The 23,438-nt window shown below is 52.7% G+C and carries 17 protein-coding genes and 1 pseudogene; 15 read left to right on the forward strand and 3 right to left on the reverse strand.

The window, feature by feature from the left end; translation table 11 throughout:
* Positions 1-478 precede the first annotated feature (478 nt).
* The 3 genes and pseudogenes from Q5Y75_RS24645 to Q5Y75_RS24655 form a co-directional block, all read left to right on the forward strand.
* Complete coding sequence (locus Q5Y75_RS24645) at positions 479-1,438, forward strand: IS110 family RNA-guided transposase (protein ID WP_306202527.1); 960 nt, start codon at positions 479-481, stop codon at positions 1,436-1,438.
* A 136-nt stretch (positions 1,439-1,574) separates the two neighbouring features.
* Positions 1,575-3,011 (forward strand): hypothetical protein, encoded by a 1,437-nt coding sequence (locus Q5Y75_RS24650; protein WP_306202528.1) that lies wholly within the window; start codon positions 1,575-1,577, stop codon positions 3,009-3,011.
* A gap of 259 nt (positions 3,012-3,270) precedes the next feature.
* Positions 3,271-3,540 (forward strand): annotated as a pseudogene (locus Q5Y75_RS24655) (IS66 family transposase); the annotation flags it as partial.
* Here Q5Y75_RS24655 and Q5Y75_RS28595 read toward each other — a convergent pair.
* On the reverse strand, positions 3,483-3,722 hold the full coding sequence (locus Q5Y75_RS28595) for a DUF6959 family protein (RefSeq protein WP_371933305.1): 240 nt from the start codon (positions 3,720-3,722) through the stop codon (positions 3,483-3,485). The pseudogene Q5Y75_RS24655 and the gene Q5Y75_RS28595 sit on opposite strands and share 58 nt — an antisense overlap.
* A 368-nt stretch (positions 3,723-4,090) precedes the next feature.
* Here Q5Y75_RS28595 and Q5Y75_RS24660 point away from each other — a divergent pair, with 368 nt between their 5' ends.
* Both Q5Y75_RS24660 and Q5Y75_RS24665 read left to right on the forward strand, forming a co-directional pair.
* Entirely contained in the window at positions 4,091-4,300 is a 210-nt protein-coding gene (locus Q5Y75_RS24660) for a type II toxin-antitoxin system Phd/YefM family antitoxin (protein WP_306202529.1), read from the forward strand.
* Between the two features lie 1,284 nt (positions 4,301-5,584).
* The gene (locus Q5Y75_RS24665) at positions 5,585-6,529 is read left to right on the forward strand and encodes a LysR family transcriptional regulator (RefSeq protein ID WP_306202531.1); all 945 of its coding nucleotides are present in this window, start codon (positions 5,585-5,587) and stop codon (positions 6,527-6,529) included.
* Positions 6,530-6,557: 28 nt separating this feature from the next.
* Here the strand turns inward: Q5Y75_RS24665 and Q5Y75_RS24670 are convergent, their stop codons facing one another.
* Both Q5Y75_RS24670 and Q5Y75_RS24675 read right to left on the reverse strand, forming a co-directional pair.
* Entirely contained in the window at positions 6,558-7,910 is a 1,353-nt protein-coding gene (locus tag Q5Y75_RS24670) for an MmgE/PrpD family protein (RefSeq protein ID WP_306202533.1), read from the reverse strand.
* Entirely contained in the window at positions 7,910-9,334 is a 1,425-nt protein-coding gene (locus Q5Y75_RS24675) for a M20/M25/M40 family metallo-hydrolase (protein ID WP_306202535.1), read from the reverse strand. The genes Q5Y75_RS24670 and Q5Y75_RS24675 overlap by 1 nt, the downstream gene beginning before the upstream one ends.
* 334 nt (positions 9,335-9,668) lie before the next feature.
* Here Q5Y75_RS24675 and Q5Y75_RS24680 point away from each other — a divergent pair, with 334 nt between their 5' ends.
* The 10 genes from Q5Y75_RS24680 to Q5Y75_RS24725 all read left to right on the forward strand — a co-directional run bounded on the left by Q5Y75_RS24680 (position 9,669) and on the right by Q5Y75_RS24725 (position 23,115).
* The gene (locus Q5Y75_RS24680) at positions 9,669-11,195 is read left to right on the forward strand and encodes an ABC transporter substrate-binding protein (RefSeq protein WP_306202537.1); all 1,527 of its coding nucleotides are present in this window, start codon (positions 9,669-9,671) and stop codon (positions 11,193-11,195) included.
* 110 nt (positions 11,196-11,305) lie between these two features.
* Entirely contained in the window at positions 11,306-12,223 is a 918-nt protein-coding gene (locus Q5Y75_RS24685) for an ABC transporter permease (protein ID WP_306202539.1), read from the forward strand.
* 5 nt (positions 12,224-12,228) lie between these two features.
* Positions 12,229-13,137, forward strand: a complete 909-nt coding sequence (locus tag Q5Y75_RS24690; RefSeq protein WP_306202587.1) for an ABC transporter permease — start codon at positions 12,229-12,231, stop codon at positions 13,135-13,137.
* 14 nt (positions 13,138-13,151) lie between these two features.
* Complete coding sequence (locus Q5Y75_RS24695; RefSeq protein WP_306202541.1) at positions 13,152-15,170, forward strand: ABC transporter ATP-binding protein; 2,019 nt, start codon at positions 13,152-13,154, stop codon at positions 15,168-15,170.
* A 199-nt stretch (positions 15,171-15,369) separates the two neighbouring features.
* Positions 15,370-15,714 carry a hypothetical protein gene (locus tag Q5Y75_RS24700; protein ID WP_371933306.1) on the forward strand — a complete coding sequence of 115 codons (345 nt, stop codon included), beginning with the start codon at positions 15,370-15,372 and terminating at the stop codon, positions 15,712-15,714.
* A complete protein-coding gene (locus tag Q5Y75_RS24705; RefSeq protein WP_306202543.1) occupies positions 15,711-16,967 on the forward strand; it encodes a malonyl-CoA decarboxylase in 1,257 nt (418 codons plus the stop codon). The genes Q5Y75_RS24700 and Q5Y75_RS24705 overlap by 4 nt, the downstream gene beginning before the upstream one ends.
* A 5-nt stretch (positions 16,968-16,972) precedes the next feature.
* The gene (locus Q5Y75_RS24710; protein WP_306202545.1) at positions 16,973-18,487 is read left to right on the forward strand and encodes a malonate--CoA ligase; all 1,515 of its coding nucleotides are present in this window, start codon (positions 16,973-16,975) and stop codon (positions 18,485-18,487) included.
* Positions 18,488-19,184: 697 nt separating this feature from the next.
* Positions 19,185-19,484: a hypothetical protein gene (locus Q5Y75_RS24715; RefSeq protein WP_306202547.1), complete on the forward strand. Its 300-nt coding sequence runs from the start codon at positions 19,185-19,187 to the stop codon at positions 19,482-19,484.
* Positions 19,485-19,493: 9 nt separating this feature from the next.
* Positions 19,494-20,726 carry a hypothetical protein gene (locus Q5Y75_RS24720; protein ID WP_306202549.1) on the forward strand — a complete coding sequence of 411 codons (1,233 nt, stop codon included), beginning with the start codon at positions 19,494-19,496 and terminating at the stop codon, positions 20,724-20,726.
* A gap of 271 nt (positions 20,727-20,997) precedes the next feature.
* Positions 20,998-23,115 carry an AAA family ATPase gene (locus Q5Y75_RS24725; RefSeq protein WP_371933307.1) on the forward strand — a complete coding sequence of 706 codons (2,118 nt, stop codon included), beginning with the start codon at positions 20,998-21,000 and terminating at the stop codon, positions 23,113-23,115.
* Positions 23,116-23,438 lie beyond the last annotated feature (323 nt).

The following is a 23,438-nucleotide window of genomic DNA, read 5'->3' on the forward strand; positions in this document are numbered from 1 at the left end:
GAGGAATACTGGGACGCTGTCCCCGGCTCTGGTAGCGGAAACAGCCTCCAACTAAACTCAGTCAGCTTCGTAGACTCAATCCAACTATTGTTAGTATCGAGTGACCGCGAGGCCTTAATGCTCACGCTTCCACGGACTTTAGCTAATATTTTGAGCGAAAGAGACATATGAAATATCACTACTTCCCGAACTATATTTCTATCATTACCCTTTTTTCTATATTTGGGTAGCCCTTAGGGTCAGCAATCGCTCTCGCCGCTTTGGTCATCTATTGGCTATGAGTCCTGAGCCTTCTGTATCTCGAGTTTGCTAACTTAACCCCCGTCAGCCACCTTTGCCGAGGTTACTGACGGGGCGGTGTATGGCGTCTGAGCCTTGTGGCATGACCAGGTTTCCTACCGAGCCAGCACCGTCTCTCTTCATCGTCTCGAACAGTTGAATGCGGCCGGTCTGGACCGCGGAGCAGAAGGAAGAGAGTATGAACAAAGTATCACACGAGCAGATCATCGGCATAGACGTCAGCCGCGATTGGCTTGACGTTCATTGTCTCCCGGACATTCGTAGGTTGCGGCTTCCAAACAGCGATGAGGGCCACGCGCAGCTTGTTGGTCTGGCACAATCAACGCACGCGCTTGTCTGTTTCGAGGCGACTGGAGGGGAGGAATGGCGTCTGTGGACCGCGCTGGATGCAGCCGGTATCGCTACTCGGCAGTTGCCGCCAGCTCAGATCAAAGCCTTCGCCGCCAGCCGTGGCACACGCGCCAAGACGGATCGGATCGACGCGGAACTCATTGCGCGATTCATGGCATTTCGACCAAACGCAGGGCGCGAACTGCCACATGGGAAATTGCGCCTTCTCAGAGCCTTGGCATCAAAGCGTGCGCAACTTGTCGAGACGCGCAAGAGACTTCTGGCGCAGATCAAGGCGCATGAGAAGTTGGGAACGGATGGGATATTCACTGAAGTTGATGCTGAGCTGAGGGCGCTGTTGGACCGACAGATCGGTAAATTGGAAGATCAGATTGCGCAGACCATCGCCGCGGATCAGGGCCTTGCACAAACCGCTGGTATCTTGCGTTCTGTCCCTGGGATCGGCCCCGTTGCCAGCGCTATGCTGATCGCGGAAATGCCAGAACTGGGCCAACTCTCGGGAGAACAAGCTGCTGCGCTCACGGGCCTGGCTCCCATTGCTCACGACAGCGGTGCGATGCGCGGCAAGCGCGCCATTGGTGGCGGACGGCGACAGGTACGACACGTCATGTTCCAGGCTGCTCTCGTCGCGAGTCATCACAATCCGAATCTCAAGATCTTCGCAGATCGTTTGCGTGACGCGGGCAAGCCACACAAAGTCATCATCACAGCAGTCGCTAGAAAACTCGTCACAATCGCGAACGCACTCCTCAAATCTCGGCAAAACCGGTCAGCTCAGACCCCCTGAGAAATACAGTTGCTAGAGGAGACGAGGGTCGACATGACTGCCGTCGAGGCCGCATAGTAACTCCACTATCTGTCCGGTTTTTTGGGAAGAGAACTAACAATGATACAAGAGGCGAAATGACGGACCTTTTTTTGGAATGTCCCAAGTGATCAGGATCAACGGCACGCTCGTAGTCGTCGACAAACCCGAGTTGGACACACCTTCGCCTATGCCGGGTTCCCTCGGCAAAGGCGACGGAGTCCCGACCGAGAACGTCACGGCGGAGCGTGTCTCCATGTGTGATGGTAAGGTGGTCTCTGACATCGTCTCAGTCTTTATGGAAGGTTGCACCAGCGACGACGGAGCGGTTGGCAAGGGGCAAGGGCAAATCGTGCCACCGCGCAGAAAAATGCAGATAGGTGGACGACCGGTTGTACTCGAGACCGATACCGGAATCTGCAACGGAATACTTATAGATCCAAAAGGAAAAGCGATTCCCTGCTCCTGCGAATTGCGCTTCAAGAAACAAAGCGCAACGTCAAAGGATCATGATACCCTAGAGACCAGCGTTCAGGTGGACCGAGGCATCGTACCGGTGTCGCAAAAGCCAGGCGCCATCGGGAGGCAAGTGAAGAATGACGTTCACGGTCAAGTCTTGTCGGAAATGGCAACGCCAGCGCAAACAAGATCAACGAACACGATCCCTGGGCGCGGATGGATGTTCGTTCTTGTCCACCAACTTCCTGAAGTCGGCAATAGGAATATCATCCGAAGGGTCGTTGTCGTACCGCAAGACTTCATTCCGAAGAACCCGGGAAATAGAATCCGACCCGCCGAGCACTACTTTTCGTCGAAAAACAGTCAATTTTTATCGGCTTCTGACCGGTCACATGGATCGCCAACCGAGTGGGATCGCCTTACGGGCTACTCGGCCGAGGGCAAGCAAAGTGCCGGATACCTAATTGATACGAAAAAAGTCGAACGTGCCGGTGGTCGGGTCGTTCGGCCCTCGGAATTGATCCAAGACTTGAAAAAACTCGCGCGCGAAAATCCTGCAATGCGCCAAACGGTCGATTTGGCCATTGATACGATCGAGCGGTTCGAAGGCGAAACCCTTATTGAAGGCAGTTTGCCGAAAGGGAGCACCCGTGAGATGAGCCCGCAACACTCGAAGTATTTACATTCCGCCGACGAGATTTTCGAGGCGGTTACCAAGGAACAGATCACACGTACTCAGGCTGCGCATCTCTTGAGGAAACTGGACAAGTCCTTTCGAAATGCCCGGGACCTTGGGCGACTCGGTAGGGGCGTGGCTGTGTTTGGTTTTGTTATGACTGCGTATGACATAGGTTTCGCTGCAAAAGAGTCAGTAGATCAAGTTTCGCTTCGCCCCATCACCGCAGAAGGGGTTCGGCAGGTTGGGGGATGGGCGGCGGCCAGCGCTGGTGCAACGCTTGGCTTCAAAACAGGTGCATTGGTTGGTATTGAAACGGGACCCGGCGCCATAGTAACCGGTGCTATCGGGGCGATTCTCTTCGGATGGGCGGGCTATACAGGCGCGGACTGGCTAGCGGATCTGATATATGAGAACTAGAGTGATATCGTTTGATGGTCGATCGCGAATCTAAACCACTCCCACATTGGGTGCACCACGAGGGGTCAGAGCCGACGGACAGATGTTGGCGACAGGGCTGCTTAGAGTCTTGGTTGATGGAAAGCTGATTGCCATTTTGGGCTGCCCTGTCGGACGCGGAGCGAGCGGATTACTTAGCCTCGCATGCTTCCGCCAGTGTTCTCTGGCGAGACTATCTCGATCATGTGAACTTGGGACAAGCGGCAGCGCCCCAGAATGAAAATCCCGGTCAAAGCCGCTGCTTGATGATCTGGAGGCCTGGCTGGCCGCGCAGCTGGCACGGATTCCAGGCAAATCCGAACTGGCCAAGGCCATCCGCTATGCTCTGACACGGATGAAGAAACTGCGCCCCTATCTGGATCATGGCATCCTGGAACTCGACAACAATTCCGCGGAGCGGGCGATGAAGCCAATTGCCATAGGCCGCAAGAATTACCTGTTCGTCGGCTCCGAAGGCGGCGGAAAAGCTGCGGCCATCGCCTTTCGTATCTCATTCAGTTCGTCGTACGCCGAGCTACCACGGTTGAAATCTTTCAATGCAAAATCAAGTCTCTGACAGATGTTATGTAGGGTGTCCCCCTGCAAAAGAACTCCAGGAAACTTCCTCCTAGGATGCCTGAGGACCGTTGCGTTGGTTTCGTCAGAATAGATTTCAACCAATTCTTCTCGCATAGACGGGTTCTCCAAGCATCTTGACTCTACAGGGGATTATCAGCGGCAAGCATGCCTAGGGTAAAGGTCAGCTGGTCCCGGTCCTGTGAATTCGAGCCGTCGTGATCGCTGCGCTGAGCACGAATGGCCTTTCTTCTCGCTGCGTGGCGGCACGCTGACCGATGCATGCGCAGCAGTTTTTTCGCTGTATGCTCACGCAGCACAAAACTGCGATGACCGGGTTGGGCTCGAGTCAGACTTCGCCGCGCAGACCACCAACCGCCGGTTCGGGACCAGCCGACGTAGGGTGTCTGAGAAACGAGGTCAGTCCTGAGCGTGGTTGAAACTGCCTACAAGATTGGCAAATTTAGCGAATAAGGAGAGTTGCCATGCTATGCACAGTACAAAAGGCGAAGAGCCAATTGCCGGAACTCATCGACGCAGCACTGGCCGGTGAGGACGTTGTGATTGCAATAGGAACAAAGCCTGCCGTGAGGCTGGTTGCAATTCCACAATATGATTTCAAGCTCGGCTTTCTGGAAGGAAAGGTTGGAGCTCCGCCAGATTTTCTTGAGCCTGGCGTTAGTGATCTACTCTGATGATCCAAATGCGGTTTCCCAGTTGATGATAGACAAAAAATGGGTTTCGAAGGATGAGGTGCAGGTTTTCTAGCTATTTTCTCGAGCTCGACGTTGACATCAAGCTACCGCAGCTGTCTGGCGTCAGCGCCAATGGGACGATAGGCGTCAACGTCGGCTTCTGAAGCAGGCGTCGGGGGCTTTCGCTTCTGCAGCGAAGGTCTGGATGCCGCCCTGGGTGCCGGATTCAGAGCCTCCAGACCTCATGCACCGTGGCAATTCTTGGAAACTAGAAAAACTGCCAAGTTGACTGAGGCCCGCCCGTCAAAACCGCCAGATTTGGCAAAAGTTGCGGTTTTACCCGTCAAAAGATGTGTTTCAAGCCGGACAAGTTTCGATTCATACCGGACGACACATTTATGGAAAATCATGGCTGTGCGCGCAGTCTCAAGCTATCCAGTCTCGGTCAGAAATTCCTTGTTTACCGGGAATTTATAGGGAAAATGCAGAAACTGACGCGATTTCTGGCTTCGTGGAGGCCCAAATTACCAAAACTAACAGTGTTTTATATAGATATTCCCTAGTTCAACCAACAGGGAAATTTTCTATGATATCAGGGATTTCCTGAAATCTAACAGGGAACAAATGAGGTCGCCGTCGTAACAGAAGACCTGCCTCGAATTCTTAAGCTGACATTCATGCTGAGGGCTGGGATCGTCCGCTGTGAGCCCGACTCAGTCATTGCCATTTCTCGCTGCATGCGCACGCAGCCCGAAATTTTCCGCAGATGCTCAGTCTATGACGCCGCGTGGCAGCGGAGATCGCTGCCATTCGTTCACTGTGCAGCGAAGAATGCGACGGCAATTCACAGATCGCGGGACTTTGCGGCCATCCGCATTTTTATTCCAAAGGATCGCAGTCAGCCCGATGCGGACCTTCATCACAGGGCTTTGTAATTCTGAAATGCGTACAAAATGACAGTTCTTGCCTCTAGCCGCAATGTCGCAAGCAATCCGAGGCGGAAATGAGCGTTGTTTGGATCAGGCAAATGGCTTCTGATTGCAACAATAGCAATGTCATCGAAGCGGGTTATCCGAGCATTCCGCTTGGGCTGTTGGCAACTGGTGAAACGCGTAGGTGACTAGCAAGGGACGGTCCCAATGGTCTGTGACCTGGCGTACCAAGCTTAGTTCAACTCCTCGGCCAATTGACCAAGCATTTAGAACAGCTTTGGCCTGTGTGGATTTACAATGGGCGATACACTATCACTCAGATTGACGCTCCCGAATTGGACCTAAAGCTGCCATGGCTGGAAAAAAACTCAACACGGTCGATCTGAACCTGTTCAAGGTCCTCAACGCTCTGATAGAGCAGCGCAATGTCACTAAAGCCGCGCAGTCTTTGGGCTTGTCCCAGCCCGCCGTGAGCCATGCGTTGGGTCGACTGAGAGCCCTGTTCGATGACGAGATGTTTGTGCGGACACCCGACGGGATGATGCCGACTCAACGCTGCAAAAAAATATCTCAGCGAGTTACCGCTAGTCTCAGTGAGATCGTGGATGCCATTCAGCCGGAAGAAATGTTCGATCCGTCCACGGCTAATACAGTAGTGCGTATCGCGATGAGCGAGTTGCTAACCGGCCTTCTGCCAGGTGTGATTTTGCCAAAGACTCGTTCGGTTGCTCCAAACATTGAGTTTCGAATGCTACCAGCCCGCGGACTGACGCAGCAGGTTTCAAGCGAGGAGATTTTGACCGATTTAGACAAAGGAACAATCGACCTAGCGTTTACCTGGAATTATGAGATTCCAGGCCGGTTTTCTTGGTTGAAACTTGGCGATGTTGACTATGTGTGTGTCGGGGCAAAATCGAATGTTAAATTTGGCAGAAAGATTGATCAGATTTATTACGAAACGACGCCTCATGTAAGTACTTCTACCGTTGATACCGACCTTACGCGTTTCGACATGGAACTGGCCGAAGTTGGCGCTTCAAGAAACATAAAGACCCGAATTCCCCACTATACAGGTGCACTCGCCCTTGTCGCGGAGACAGAGATGATTGCGAGTATTCCGCGGATCCTGGCCGATGTGGCCCGGCAGCGGTACGATCTGAATGTGTCCGAACTACCGTTTGCCTCACCCAGCCGTTCGATTAACATGGTTTGGCACAAGACACGGGATACTGAGCCGCTCCACATGTGGTTGCGAGACTTTGTTGCTGGTTGTTATCGGGAATTGGAAGTTCAATAGTTGCCGCCGGGTTTGCGTCGGAATCCAACTAAGCCAATAGCAACTGGTTCGCCGTTTTCTGATCATCAAGTTTCATGAGACGACCCCACAAAGCTCCCGTGGATGCCGACCCTAACCGTTCCGAACAGCAAAGCTGGAATTTGTGCGAATAGTCTTTCGGCGAAAAGGGATCAGCCAATGTTCCCTTGGCATATGCGCGACGTGCCGAATACGTCCGTCCATCTTCAAGGACGATCCGAATATTGTGGGCGACTGGCTGGTCAATTGGAATACTGCTTTCGGCAACGTCCAAAACACTAACTTTCACCTTTCCCAAATGGGCTTGGATCTCGGGGCGCAACACAGCATCGTCATCAAGATCATTTAACCAAAACTTGCCGGAATATAAAAAAACCACCATAGCGTACGGCAGCGAAAATCGTGCTTGCAGGCCATCCTTCGGACTGTCGAACCGGAGGTTTTGTCGATTTGTGATGCCTACTTCGGCCTCAATCCGTGAGATCATTTCGAGCTCAAGGCCATTTTCTATAACCAGATCCTCTGCCGCATCGAGGCATTTGTGAGCGGAGCCACAACAAGCGTGCCTTTTTGGTGCCAATCCTGAATTTTCCAAAGCATTGGATCCGTGCAAATAGGCTAAGACTTTGCCAAGCTCTGGATCCTTGGTGCCGTTATATAGCCGAAAGAAGCCGAAGTTACCGTCTATAGCATCTTCGCTTCCCTCCAAACCGGCCATGGCAAGTTCAACCGCGCAAACGCTGTTTTTAGAGGACAATCCGCAATGAACCGATTTCGTTTCTGTTCCGAATTGCGCCTTGGTGCTTGCCGCCATGCTACAAGCGATGCTGATCGCGTTTCCAATTTCGTTTGGGTTGAGGCCAACCATTTTCGCACCAGCCGCAGCGCTGGCGAGCGTCGCCAAGGTTCCGGTGGCGTGCCAACCGGTGAGCGTATGATTACGTCCCATCGCACTGGCAAGTGCGGCCTGAATGTGGATGCTTTGAATGTACGCATTTAGGATGTCCCGCCCGCTGCATTGATATTCTTGGGCTAATGCAAGCAATGTCGGAACGGCCTGCGCTGATGCATGGGTCAGTGCTGGGTAAAAATTATCGTCAATTTCCAAAACATGTGCCGCAGTTCCATTAATAAGTGCGGCAGTTTGCGCGCAGGAGACTTTGCTGTTGAACACGTTGAAGGCACTGCCATCCTCAGACCGAAAGAAGGAATTCCCGACTTTCTGAACTACGTCATGATCCGCAGCGGCGACAATGCAGCCGATTGTGTCGGCAATTCCGAACAGGGCGCGTTCGTGCGTTTGAGCGCTCCATTGCATTTCATGCCCATAAGTCCATTCTGCGATTTCCGAAATTAAACCCATCAGGCACCACCCGAGTTCTCAGAGCCGATATCCCAAAACACTCCCGTCATGATCTTTAAAGCACTTTCGGTAATGTCGAGACGAATATGTTCATTTGGAGCATGCTGCGAACACTCATTGTAGGAGTGCGGAATCCAAATCGTCGGCATGCCGATCAAGTCATAAAAGGCGTGGTTTGGGAGTGACCCCCCAATGCCTGGAATCAAGTCGGGCTCTGTTCCTTCGGTCGCCGCAATTGACCGAGCCACTCGTTGGACCCATGGATTGTCGGGATCGGTTGATGTCCCCTGCCAATAGGTTGAGCGGGATGGCGTAACTTCAACATCCAAGAATCCACGCTCATCAAGATGCTCACGCAGTGCCGGAAGCACTGCGTCGGTCTCTAAGCCGGCTAGAAACCTCAGCTGACAGCGCGCCCAGGCACGCGGCGCGATAGCATTTACCGGCTTTTCCGGGTAGCCGAGTTTGGCCGCCAAGACAGCGAAGTTGTTCCATGCATAAACACGTTCGGCTGGTGTCAACTCGCTTTCGCCCCAGTCGCCGTCGGCGCCATTGGCCTCCGTGGCCTTCGCCAACGGGCTTGCGCTAAGCAGGTCACGAATTCGGTTCGATGGGAATTCTGGGCGCCAACCTTTGACAAGAATACTACCGCGTTCATCAGCTATGCTGGCGATAGCGTGGGCCAGACGAATTCCCGGATCTTTGATCAGACCGCCCCAGTTTCCAGAGTGCCTACCGGATTCCCGGTAGTTAATCGACATGTCGAAATTGAAATTCCCGCGCGCACCCAACGCAATCGTCGGCCGATCAGTACGGATGCGTGGCCCGTCGCTTGCGATTAACACATCCGCTAGAAGTTCTTCTCGGTGGTCACGGCAGAAGGCTTCCAAACCGGGGGAACCAGACTCTTCTTCTGTTTCCAAAAGGATTTTGCAATTGAAGCCTAGCCGACCGCGAACTGCGTAGACCGCCTTTATCGCAGAGATATTTATCCAGTGCTGTCCCTTGTTGTCGGCTGTGCCACGACCAAACAATTTTCCGTCCGCTTTGCTCAGCACCCAGGGTGACCGACCCTCTTCCCATTGCCCTTCCAATCCGGGAACGACATCTCCATGTCCGTACATCAGGACGGTAGGCAAGGATTCATCTTCTACCAGTGTATATATTGCCAATGGTCCTGCCGAAGGATCCGGATTTGGGTAGAAATTTGCTATAAAACCCAATTCCTCTAGCACTGGCGCGATTATAGTCTCAAGATACAGCCGTTTGTTTGCAATATCTCCCTGAGAAGCCGTCTCAGTTTTGAAGGCAACCAGCTTGGAAAGATCTTCTTCAAATCCACCGTTGCGAAGATACTGACTTGTATGTTCGACCGCCTGATCGCGCTGAGAGGTCGTGCTTTCCAATTTCAATGTAGTATCCATTCAACTTCACATTTGATTGTTTCGCAGCGCTGTCCAGCTCTGCCAAACTGAGTGGCCAATTAGATTAGACGAGCGGGTCAGCCTTTGGTTTTGATCCGAACGTGATGACCAACTTCGACAAGGTTTGATTCACCACGCATGTAGTCATCGTAAGGAAGCGAACAACAATAAGCAAAATAGATACTTGTTATTCCATATATGAATGCCATGCATCATTGACGGAAGACGATTATTAATCTTGTGCATCTAGAAAATAATAAATATGCATTAGACGAATGCCTCTTCCCGCTCCTAGCATTGCCTGTAAAGCAACTGACAACCAAGGAGGATGGTGATGGGGTTGAAGTCGACGCTTTCAAAAGCGGCCTTGATCGCGGCACTCGCAACACAAGCGTGGGCCGACAAAGAAGACGACACATTGGTCGTCGCATTCAATAAAGAAGTTCAGACATTGGACGGTCTGTACTCTACGTCGCGGGAAAATATTCTTCTCACCTATTTGACGTCAGATCAGCTGGTGACTCTGGATCCCGAAACACAGGAATATCATCCGGCACTGGCGGAAAGCTACTCCCACATCGATGACCAGACCATCGAGTTTGTGCTGCGCGAAGGAGTGACATTTCACAATGGATCGCCGGTCACGCCTGAAGACATCGCGTTTTCGTTCGAATGGGTTGCGAGCGACGCATCAAAAACGAAGCGCGGCGCTTTCGTGCGCAGTTGGTTTGACAGCGTAGAGGTCATCGACAACCGCACAATTCGCGTGAAGTCAAAAAAACCATATCCCCTTATGCTCCGTGACATCGCGATGTTCGTGCAAACGCGTCAGTCGGGCAGCTATGGTGCCCTTGATGCGCCCAACATTGACGCACAAACACAATCTCTCAACGGCACCGGTCCTTATGAGATTGTCGAGTTTGACAAGGGCGGTGGTCTAACACTCAAAAAATTCGACGGTTACTATGGCGATAGCCCGAAGGTCACAGATGGTGCTGAAACCATTGTTATTCGCCCTATCCCAGAGTGGGGTACCGTCTCTGCCGAAATGATCTCGGGAGGCGTACACTTCGCCTACACGGTGCCGGACGACACAGCTCAGAACCTTGGAACTCTCCCAATGATCGAGCACATCGTTGGCCCTACTACGCGTATCGGTTTTCTTATTCTTGATGCCGGTGGTGTGACCGACGAAAACGGGCCGATGACAAACCAGAAGGTTCGTCAGGCGATGAACCACGCAGTCAACCGGCAAGCAATCGTCGATCACCTCGTAGGCGGGAAGAGTGTTGTAATCGACTCTCTTTGCTATGAGGGCATGTTCGGGTGCTCACAGGATGTAACATCCTACGAATATGATCCTGAGCAAGCCAAAGCACTGTTGGCTGAGGCGGGATATCCAGATGGATTTGAATTTGATCTTTGGGCCTATCGTGACAAGCCGATCACCGAAGCAGTCGCTGCGGATCTGGCCAAGGTTGGGATCAAGGCAAATATCAACTTTGTGAAGCTGTCCGCCCTCTCCAAAGCGCGCGCCGCCGAAGAAGCACCAGCCATGCACGGCACCTGGGGTTACTATGCAACGCAGGATATTGGCGCGATTTCCAACCATTTTGTTGCCGGTTCAAATCGCAACCTAAACCGTGATCCAGAGTTGGAAGATCTGTTTAAGGCCGGGCTTGAGACCATCGATCCGCAGGAACGGACTGATCTTTATGGCAAGGCCCTAAGGCTGGCCGCAGATCAGGCTTACCACGTTCCAATCTACCGCTTCTCCGAAAACTATGTGGCCAACCAGGATGTCAACTTTGAAGCGCCTGCGGATGGCTTGGTTCGCCTGAACGAAATCACCTGGAAATAGGTGAGCCGAGATCCGGCGCCTCCAATAATACTACAAGGCGCCGGGCATCCTCTCTTTTTTGCCAGTTGGTAAGCGGAACGAAAACGCTTGGCCAACTCAGGAGAAGACTAATGCTGAAATTCATCCTTCGAAGGCTGGGCATGGGATTGCTGGTTGCGCTCACCGTGTCACTCGCGACCTTCCTGATGCTCAATCTGGCGGCAGACCCAGCTTCAATGGTCGCTGGCGAAGATGCTTCGCCGGAAGCTATCGAGCAGATCCGCGTCCAATATGGCTTTGATCGACCGTTGGCCGTTCGATACGTCGAGTGGATCAGCCGCGTCGCAGTGGGTGACTTCGGCGACAGCTACTACTGGAAGCGCCCCGTTTTGGATCTGTTCCTGGAACGCGCACCGGTTACACTGACTCTGGCTTTCAGCGCACTAACAATCACCGTCATTGTTGGTCTGTTGCTGGGCGTCACCGCAGCTCTAAAGCCAAACGGCTGGCTTGACCGATTTGCTTTGAGCCTTGGAACAGTTGCACAAGCTGTGCCCAATTTCTGGCTTGGCCTGATGATGATCATTCTGCTGGGCGTGATGTTCCCGATTTTCCCGGTATCCGGAGATACATCCTGGAAACACTTTGTATTGCCCTCGTTCGTCCTCGGTATGAGCGCGGTTCCACAAGTTCTTCGCCTGACGCGGGCCGGCATGATCGACGTGCTGGGTTCGGATTACATCCGCACAGCTCGCGCAAAGGGTTTCGGTCCCGGGCGCATTCTGTTCCAGCATGCGTTGCGGAACGCGTTGCTACCCGTTGTTAGCGTGGTCGCCATCCAACTTGGCTACAAACTCGGCGGGTCTGTCATCACGGAATCCGTGTTCGCGCTGAATGGGCTCGGCCGCTTGGCCTATGAGAGTATCTTGGGTGCTGATATTCCGACCGTGCAAATGCTCGTCTTTATGTTCGCGTTGATTTTCATCGTCTTAACCGTTGCGGGCGACGTGCTGAATGCATGGCTTGACCCCAGAATGCGGGTGGAGTGATTGCCATGACAACTACAGCCACAAATACCCCTGAAATGGTCGGCGACATCATTGATCTGACGCCCAAGGAGCGCCTGATCAAGAAGGCCAAAGTGCATCGTGGACTACAATTTGGCGCGACTGTCGTTGTCATCATGACGATCCTAGCGATATTTGCACCGCTGATTGCCCCCCATTCCCCCTATGAACAAGACCTCGCAAACCGTCTGGTTCCACCAGTATGGGCGGATGGAGGGTCTTGGACCTACATATTCGGAACAGATCAACTGGGGCGAGATTATCTGAGTCGGCTGATCTATGGCGCTCGTGTCTCCATGGGTGTGGGCTTTGGTGCTGCCGCATTGGGATGTGCCATTGGCGTTACGATTGGCCTGTCGGCAGGTTACCTTGGTGGGTTTGCCGACCGCTCGGCCTCTTTCCTGCTAACGTGCCAATTGGCCCTCCCTTCGCTGCTGCTGGCGATGGCCCTTGTGTTCTTTGTCGGATCTTCCATTCCAACCCTGATCGTCGTTCTGGGTTGTCTGCACTGGTCTTACTACATGGTGGTAGTTCGGACGATGACGCGACAGATAAGAGCATTGGAGTATGTGTCGGCCGCCCAGACTATTGGCAGTACGGATCGCCAGATCCTTTTCTATGAAATCCTGCCGAACCTCTTCAATCAAATCATTGTTGTCTTCTCGCTCGAAATGGCTGTGGTCATCATCCACGAGGCATCCCTGTCATTTCTGGGTGTGGGTGTCCAACCCCCGACCGCATCCTGGGGTCTGATGATCGCTGAGGGGAAAGAGGCGATGTACTTTAAACCTTATCTTGTCGTGATCCCCGGAACGGCCCTGTTTCTCTTGGTCTTGGCCGTAAACTTGTTGGGCGACGGTATTCGCGACATCACCGCACCCGAGAGCCGGAACTGAGGGTGGAGAACACAATGAAACCCCTATTGGAAGTCAAAGACCTGTCCGTAACCCTGAAGCTGGCCGAAGGTGATTTGACGGCTGTATCGGGAATTTCCCTGTCAGTCGCTAAAGGCGAAACACTGGGCATCGTGGGGGAATCCGGGTCCGGAAAGTCGATCTCATCGCTTGCTGTAATGGATTTGCTGCCCAAGGGAACCATTCGCAAAGCGACCACAATGCGCTTTGGTGAAACCGATCTGCTATCAGCTACGCCAAGTCAAATGGCGAGCTTGCGCGGCAACAAAATCGCGATGATCTTTCAAGAGCCGATGACATCGCTGAACCCGGTCTACACAATCGGGCGGCAAATGACCGAGCTGATGACCCTGCACAAGGGTGTGTCGAAGAAGGTTGCTACTGATCGTGCTGTTGAACTGCTTGAGAAAGTTGGAATAACGGCGGCACGCAGCCGGTTGTCTCAGTACCCACACCAATTGTCGGGTGGCCTCCGCCAACGCGTCATGATCGCCATGATGCTGATGTGCGAGCCCGAACTGATAATTGCAGACGAGCCGACAACCGCGCTGGATGTGACCATTCAGGCCCAAATTCTGAACCTGTTGCGCGAACTACAGCAGGAAATGAACATGGCGATGATCATCATCACCCATGATCTCGGTGTTGTTGCCCGTGTATCCGACAAAGTCTCGGTCATGTATGCAGGGCAGATTGTCGAAACCGGGAGTGTGGAGGAAGTATTCAGGCATCCCGTTCATCCATACACCCAAGGCCTGCTGGAGAGCATCCCTGTGTCAGGTGAAATCAATCCGGGAGAGGAATTAGGTTCCATTCCTGGGTTGGTTCCGTCATTGAAGACGAATTTCAAGGGATGCCGTTTCGCAAACCGCTGTTCCAAGGTGATTGAGATTTGCCACAACACTCTGGTCGACTTGAACGAGATTTCGTCCGGGCGTCTAACCCGATGCCTCCTTTCCGAGGCTGAGGCGCGCGCAAAACTAAAGGAAGAACCCAAGGTTCTCTCCGATCATGTCTATGGATCGCGCGTTGACATGACGTCAGCTCCGGTCATGTCCGCTGACAATGCGCAATGCGTATTTCAGATTAAGCCGAACATGTTCGCTCCCAAAAAGCCACTTCGTGCTGTCGACAATATCTCCATTGATCTGCGTAAAGGAGAAGTTGTGGCCGTAGTTGGTGAGAGCGGATGCGGCAAGTCAACGTTGGCAAGAATGTTGCTGGGCCTGCAATCGCCAACCTCTGGCACAATATCGCTGGACGGAGAAGACGTATCCGAGATGTCTAATGTTGAGAAATCGAAACGCGTTCAATCGATTTTTCAAGATCCCTATTCATCACTCAATCCGCGTAGAACCATAGGAGAAATCATACGGCGCCCCCTCCAGTTGCACGGATCAGGTACAACTGAAGAACAGAAAGAACAGGTTGAAGCGATAATGGAACGTGTGGGAATTCCACGCAGACTATATCACAATTACCCCAATCAATTATCGGGAGGCCAAAGGCAACGTGTAGCCATTGCCCGCGCCCTGGTTCTGAAGCCCGAAATCGTTATTTGTGACGAACCGACGTCTGCCTTGGATGTGTCGGTTCAGGCTCAGATCCTGAACCTGTTGCTGGAACTCCGAAGCGAGCTGCGCCTTACGTACCTATTGATCACGCATGATATGGCCGTGGTGGAACATATAGCGACAAGGGTAGTCGTTATGTATCTGGGTCGCGTCGTTGAAATTGCTGATGCGCGTGACATTTTCCAGAATCCGCAACACCCCTACACCAAGGCGCTGTTGAGTTCCGTTCTGACTCCGGAGCCAGATGCCGATGTGCCGGATACGCAACTTGGAACATCCTATCCTAACCCGATTGATCCACCCAGTGGATGTACTTTCCATCCTCGTTGCCCATTGGCGACCCAAGTCTGCAAGGAACGTGCGCCAGTTCTGAGCAAGTTCAATCCGACCACGGAAGTTGCATGCCATCTTGTCGAAGCGGCACCGATGGCTGCCGAATAGTGCAGGTCGGAACCTTATGACTTCACTTAACTGCGAGCCAATCGAGCTAAATTGCTGGTCAATGAGGTATGAAAATCGACCGCTTTGGCGAGGGACAAAACTCGCTTGGTACGTAAGGGCGGTTCCGATTGGAATTTTCAATAGCGTATCGGATCCGAAATCTACGCCACTTGAATGCAGGCGTTCATCAAATGCTAAATTGTTATTTCTCGTGTCAAAATTGATGCCCCGATTCATCGCTCGCTCTTTAGCAGTGATCCTACTCGGCGCACCAATACTGCTGCTGATCATCACCACCGCCAGCTTTGACCCAACCAGGTTTGCGCGCTTGCCAACCATGAGCCAGCATATTGGCTTGAAGTCACGCGCCGTTGGCCTGAGCCATCACGTGATCAACAGCATCACACCGGATTTTGCGCTAAAAACCATTCTATCAGGCCCTCCATCGTTCGTGGCCTGCATGGTGATCGCGTTTATCCTGCCGTGCCTGTTCCCCGATCTGGCCACCTGGCTGCCTGATCTGGTGATGGGAGCGGCGGTATGACCCTGCTGGCGGATCTTCTATCCACCGTGTTCGAACGGCGCTATCGCCGAGAAAGTGCGGCGGCCCTGGATGGCCGCCCTCTGACCGAACTAGCCGACGCGCTGGTTGGCTCAGCGGGCGAGACATCGGGACTGGCGCTTGCCGAGGAAATTCTTACCCGCTTCGACGCGCTGAGTGATGACGACAAGCTGGATTTCTTCCGCTATCTCGCCACGTCGATGAATATCGATCCCGAGACGGTGCGCTCATCTTTGGACGAGTATGAACGCAACCCGTCCAAGGCCAGCTATCGCAGCTTTGCCGCCGCCGTCGAACCGGTGCGACAAGAGATGATCCGCCGCCTGAACCGGGTCCCCGGCGCCACCGGCGCGCTGGTGCAGATGCGCGCCGACCTGCTGCGGCTGGGCGGCAAAGAACCCGAGTTGCAGGCGCTGGATCTGGACTTCCGACACCTTTTCGCCAGCTGGTTCAACCGTGGCTTCCTGGTGCTGCGCCCGATCAATTGGGAAAGCCCGGCGCATATCCTTGAAAAGATCATCGCCTATGAGGCAGTGCATGCCATCGACAGCTGGGACGACCTGCGCCGCAGGCTGGAACCCACTGACCGGCGCTGTTTCGCTTTCTTCCACCCTTCGATGCCTGACGAGCCACTGATCTTTGTCGAAGTGGCGCTGAACAGCGGTATTCCGGGTTCAGTGCAGGCTTTGTTGGCCGAAGACCGCGATCCCCTGCCTGAAGATCAGGCCAATACGGCAGTATTCTACTCGATCTCCAACTGTCAGGCCGGACTTGCCAGCATCTCGTTCGGCAATTCGCTGATCAAGCAGGTGGCCTCTGACTTAGCCGCAGAACTGTCGGGGCTAAAGACTTTTGTCACCCTGTCTCCGATTCCAGGCCTGAGCAATTGGCTGACGCAGGAAAACATCGAATGGGACATCGAAAAGCCCGATCAGATGATGGCGCTGGCGGCGCATTATCTGCTGAACGCCAAAAGCCGGGGCAACATGCCATTCGACCCAGTGGCGCGGTTCCATCTGGGCAACGGCGCGCTGGTTCATGCTGTTCATGCCGACGCCGATGTTTCGGACAAGGGCCAGGCGCAGTCCGGCGGCACTATGGTCAACTATCTCTACGACCTTGGCCGTGTGGCCCAGAACCACGAGCAATTCGCCAATACCCGCGAGGTTATCGCCTCGCCCGAGGCCAAATCACTTGCCGCGTCGGCCTCTCTCACCAGGACACAGGAAAGGTAACCCTTATGGCCAATCCTCTCTATGACGGTTTGTTCGGCGCTCATGCCGGTAAAGACACACCTTTTTTGCAGTTGCTCGACGGAACAACCATTACCCACCAGGATTTCCTAAGCACCACCGCACAGATCGCCCATGTGGCGACACAGCTGGGCCTGAAACCCGGCGACCGGGTTGCGGCACAGATCGAGAAATCACCCGAAGCGCTGGCACTGTATGCCGCCTGCGCGCAAGCCGGTTTGGTGTTCCTGCCCCTTAACACCGCCTATACTGTCGATGAACTGACCTATTTCATTGAGAACAGCGGTGCCTCGCTGATCGTGTGTGACAGCCGCAGTGAAGAGAAACTCACCCCCGTTGGTGCGCAGCTTGGCGCGAAGGTTGCAACCCTGAACGCCGACGGCGGTGGCAGTCTGATGGATCAGGCCGCTGCTATGCCCGTGAGCTTTGAAACGGTTGACCGCGACGCAGACGATCTGGCCGCGTTCCTCTATACCTCTGGGACTACAGGCCGGTCGAAAGGCGCGATGCTGACCCAGAACAACCTGTTGTCGAATGCGCAGGCGCTGGTCAACGAATGGCGCTTCACATCCGACGACGTGCTGCTGCACGCGCTGCCGATCTTTCACACTCACGGACTGTTCGTGGCAACCAATGTCACGCTGGCCACGGGCAGCAGCATCGTATTCATGCCCAAATTCGATCTGGATGAGATCATCGGGCGGATGCCGAACGCCACGACTATGATGGGTGTCCCGACATTCTATACCCGCCTGTTGGACGATGACCGCCTCACCAAGGAATTGGCGGCGCACATGCGCCTATTCGTGTCGGGCTCGGCCCCGCTGCTGGCCGAAACCCATGTGCAATTCGAAGAACGCACCGGCCATCGCATTCTGGAACGCTACGGCATGACTGAAACCAACATGAACACCTCCAATCCCTATGACGGCGACCGCCGGGCCGGGACCGTCGGAAAGCCGCTGCCGGGGGTCGAGCTGAAAATCTGCGACTCCGATGGAAAAGCCCTGCCCCAAGGCGAAATCGGAGAGATCGAAATACGCGGTCCCAATGTGTTCAAGGGTTACTGGCACATGCCCGAGAAAACCGCCGCAGAACTGCGCGAAAACGGTTTCTTCATCACCGGTGATCTGGGCCGCATCGATGATGATGGGTATCTCCATATCGTTGGCCGCAACAAGGACCTGATCATCTCGGGTGGCTACAACATCTATCCCAAGGAAATCGAACTGGTGCTGGATGATCAGCCCGGCGTCATGGAAAGCGCGGTCGTTGGCGTGCCACATCCCGACTTTGGCGAAACAGTTCTGGGCGTGCTCGTCGCCGAACCCGGTCAGTCGCCTGATCTAGATGAGATGATGGATGCCGTGCGCGACAGCCTGGCGCGGTTCAAGCATCCTCGTAAGTTGATCCTGCTAGATGAGCTGCCCCGAAACACGATGGGCAAGGTCCAGAAGAACATTTTGCGCGACTGTTACAAAGACATGTTCGTGACCGCGTGAACTACACTCCCCTAGCCTGCGGGGCCGTTCCTCGACCCGTGGGTTTTCCTTCAACGGCCTGAAGGCGCACCCAACGCGGTTTCAGGCCGATGATTTTTCCAGATCAGGAGCTCTTAGGCAATGCATTAGATGTCCTCGCCCTGATAGCAGTGGATGCCGGCCGCGACGCGGCAGCCACCTTTATTGAGGACGGCCTTTAATCGCTATGTGGCATCGAAATCGATTTTGTGAAGTTTGGTAGGGGCCGTCCGCTCGACTTTGTAAAGTCAGCTCTCTGCGCATTGCTGTATTTGGGGCATCGCGCAGCATCGGTCAAAGTGGGCTCTCCCGTCGCCTTCGCCGCGCTGACTACGAGTGGCTGGTTCGAGCAACCGGATCTTTCGCTGCGCGTCGTTCGAACCCGAAAGATGCGGACAATACCGACTTTGGAGCAATGTCCGCTTTGCGATCAAGGCGATCGGAAAGGCAAGAGTGCTCAGCGGATTTGCAATCCAATTTATTGCTTTGTTTCTATTGAATAATTCAGTAAAATGACCCGGGAAGCGCCCATTGGTTTTCAGTTTGATAGTTGCTTAAGGTAAAACGCAAAAGAGACACAAGTCGCCTTCGGTACGCGAAGCAAATCCTTTCGGCGATTGACAACTATGGTTTTTGGTGCAGCCTCCTGCTCAAGTGCCAGATAGAACAGGTCAAACCAATGAGCAATCAACCAGTCGAAATCACCACAAGCCTCGATAAAGAAGAGGTTTTGCGCGAGTTGGCATGGTCAATTTCAAAGTACAATCAAGATCAGAATACTGATAATGCGCCCTTGAAAATTGAAGAAATAGAGGTTGTTGAGGCCCAAGGGTTCTCGGGAGCCGAGATAGGTTTTTTTGTTGCTGGGGCAGTTGCGTCAGGAATAACATACGACATTCTAAAGTACCTAGTCATCGATATGATCATACCAAGACTGAATGATAAGCATGGTGGCGGCGCTGCAGAGCTAAAGGAATAGTTCCAAGGTATGAACTTCGATCATCGAGCTATATTCCTTGCTCGACTAGAGCTGACCGCTTATTGTGAACAAGCATTCGGATCAGAGCCTCTAGCTGTTGAACTTACTTCGATTGTCGCAGAAAAGGAGGCTGCTCTAGGCCTAATAAACGGTTTGGTCGCGAATGGCGTCGAAGGCCGACGCCTTGACGAAACAATCGACGGGATCTTCAATCAAGCCGGCTCCGATGGTCTGCAAACACATTCTACAGATAGAATTAGGGACCTTTGCTTTCGTTGTGCAAATAGGCAGCGGTCGGAGAGCGGGCTGTTTCACATCTGTGATGGGCGGGACTACGATAAAGACAGAAGTGCTCTTGAGATTGGGGGGCTTTGCTTAAGCGTACTGTACGATATTTTCTCGATCGCAGGGAAATTGTCTGGCTCGATCTATGCGGCGCACAAGGCCAATATTGGTAACGATAAATCGACTAGGTTTCTGCCCGTTGGTAGAAGAATTAGCACTTTTGGATCTAGTTACGCTTCGGAAGTGCCACATAATTTTGGCGATCACCCCGCTTTAGTCGCAGCAAATGGAATGACTGCTCCACCAAGATCGACAGAAGAACCTTACAAGGTTGAACTTCAGATCAGCGTTGACAAATTCTACTCTAGCCAATGCGCACAGTTGCTACTGATCCTGCATCACGAGTTCTTTTGCCATGTATATCAGCATTATTCACGTAAGGAGAACTGGCCGCCCAAACTGGATATCTTTACCGAAGGGTTTATGAACTGTGCCGGCTATCGCGCGCTAATGCTATCAAGTGAGACGCTTAGTAAATCTGAGCTGGCACAGATGTACACGGTCGATCATGGCGAGTTTCGTTCGCGGATATCCCTGTTTCACGAAGCTCGTGAAGCATCTGCAGATGGAGCTTTGCTAAGGTTTGGAACCACGACTTTTCAGATTATAGAGGGCTTGATGGAGCGAGCTTTTCCGACCGAAGGCCAAGTATGTGCTGTGGGGCTCGCCGCCATACTTAACTCAGTAGACTTGACTGCCGAGGAACGGAACGTCTTGATCCGTGACTTTCGGCAGGCCGCCACTCATTTTGAAGGTCGGGGAGCATCACAACATGACGAAGACTTCAACGAAGCGGCAATAGACACCGTGACTGAGCTTCTGGCTAAACTATTGGGTAACGGCGATGTCGTAGAGTTTCGCTCAAATTTAGCGGAATTTCTAGAGCATGCTGCGTGACTTTTTGCTCGGTGCGATTTTGTGTGTTAGAAACGTCGGCGGAAAGCGTCCATAGGTGACAAAACAAGTGGAAACATCGCAGCAGCGCACAGCATTCCAGCGAATTTTAAACGCAGCGCTGAAGCTTCGTTCCTTTGACTTGACAAGTCTTGCAGAGGAAGCTGGGACGAAGCCTGCCACAACCGCCTTTGTGATTGAAAGAATTCTTAGCACCCGGGCAAACGCGCTCTTCGCCCGGCCGGTTGATACGCCTAAGGCCGACAATCAAGTGATGTACGAAGTAGCCGATCCAAAAGAACTGGATTCTCTGCTGCATGATTACAGGTTTGAGCATTCGGAGTTTTTAACGAGTTCGTCATCATTGTCTTTAGTCTCAGAGTCCAACGAAATTGTTCGTCGTTTTTCAGATGCGATCAAAAATGAAAAACCATCAGCTACTGAAAGAAGGTCATTGCTAGGGCACGCCGAGAGTCTGCTCAATGCAAATCTCGAGCTATTAGGTGACGGTGGTTTTCCGGCTGAACTTGTGTCCGAAACACATTTGCTACGAGACGCCCTACAAAAGCTGAGTAGGGATACACTGTCAGAGTTGCAAGTTGGAGAGCGAAAGGATTTGCCCGTTGGTCCCGCTGCCACGATTACTAAGATCAAATTGAACGGCTTTAAGAGTTTTGTAGAGCCAACTGAAATTCCGATCAGAAATGGACTGACTGGTATTGTAGGGCCAAATGGCTGCGGAAAATCAAATATTCTGAGCGCTATTGAGTGGGTAATGGGTAAGAATGTTTCAGTGCCTCGAAGGTCAAGCGCAATTGAGGATATCATTTTTTCCGGCTCTTCATCGCGTCCAGCAAGGAATTTCGCAGAAGTTATGATTGAAGTTGAGAGCGCAGGAAATGCGTCTCTCTTAACTCCACGTGGAGATAAGTCGTTTAACATAGTCCGGCGAGCGACTCGCGACATCGGAAGCGCCTACAAAGTGAATGGTGAAGATGTCAGTGCAAGTGTCGTTCGTAAATTCTTTTCTGACGTTTCTATCGATGTGCAATCGTCGGCGTTGGTACGCCAAGGACAGGTTTCTGAGTTGGTGAACGCTTCGCCTAGAAGCAGGAGCCGAATTCTATTAGAAGCGGCAGGCGTTTCAGGTTTTCATCAAAGGAAACATGAAGCTGAGTTGAAACTGCGGGGTGCCGAAACGAACCTTTCGCGAGTAGCTGATGTGATTGGGCAACTTTCGAGTCAGTTGACTACTCTAAATCATCAAGCGCGTGCTAGCGAAAGATATCGTCAGATTAACGAAGAAATGCGACTGTCTCAGCGATGGTTGCTTGAAAAACGATTGGGAAATGCCGAATTGGTGCGCTCGCAATTCAAAGAGCTTACCGAGAGAATTGTGCGGCAGCTAGGTGACCACCAGAAATTGATAGCTAACATCGAAAGCCCAGTTGACCAGAGCAGCGGTGGCAGAGAGACGCTTTCGCCGAAGGAAGAACTTGGTGTAACCATATCTCAAGTCGAGGAGTGGTCGAAAAAGGCTTCTGAAGTCTTAGAGAGCGCCGAAGAAACACTACGAGATGCTATGCAAAGCGATCTACCACGAGGTCGCAGATCTGCTGCTGACACCTCTGAAATGCGACGGACGTCGGTTCCAAACTCCGCTGAGAATAGTGAAAGTTTTGGCAACCCAGAGTATTTTGAGCAAATTCGGGACAAATCGGTCCATGAATTAGAGCAAGCAATTGTCCAGCTTGAAACTCAACGCAACGCTTTGGGCGCGGTTAACCTTCGCGCTAAAGATGACGCTAAAGAGGTCCAAAGCGAATTCGACCAATTGTCTGGTGAAAAGGATGACTTAGAACGAGCAATCCAAACTCTTCGGCAAGGTATTGCGAGCTTGGAGACTGGCAGTCGGGAGCGGCTTTTGGACTCTTTTGAGAATGTGAACTACAACTTCAACCTTCTATTTCGTCACCTCTTTGTCGGCGGTGAGGCAAGATTGATTTTGGTTGAGAGCGACGACCCGCTCGAAGCTGGCCTAGAAATAATGTGCCAAGTGCCGGGGAAGAAGCTTTCAACGTTATCGCTTCTTTCAGGCGGTGAGCAGAGCCTGATCGCGTTAGCGCTGGTCTTTGCGGTTGTACTTTCGAACCCAACGCCAATATGTGTTCTTGATGAAGTAGATGCGGCTCTTGATGGGCCGAATGTCGAACGTTTTTGCGACTTGTTGGATGAAATGGCTGAACGTGTCGATACTAAGTTCGTTGTGATAACGCACAACTCGGCAACAATGGCACGTATGGACCGATTGTATGGCGTTACGATGCCCGAAAGAGGCGTTGGTCAGCTTGTGAGTTTGGAGCTTGCTGTTGCCAAGGAGTTAGTCGCATAGCCGATGATCTGCTCCTCCATTGTTTTCCGCTTTGGGGTCGTGTCGGGCCCCGGGCAAAGTTTTGCGTTAGACGGCGCGATGCTGCCTTGTGCTGATCCACATCGCACAAATGATCGTTTTTGAGAATTGCGCGGACCGATCCTGGGAGCCAGAGGGCTTTGTTGGAATGTACTCTCGGAACTGTCTCTTGAAATCTGACTTCTTGTTCAGTCAGCATTCATGGATTTTTGAGAGTTCATCATGACCAGCCATTCGCTGCAGCATGACTAAAGTGCGGAAAGGGCTCTGTGCGGCCTGATGCCAACGCGGCAATGCCATTGCGG

The organism is Ruegeria discodermiae (genome assembly GCF_030758345.1).
GTDB lineage: Bacteria > Pseudomonadota > Alphaproteobacteria > Rhodobacterales > Rhodobacteraceae > Ruegeria_C.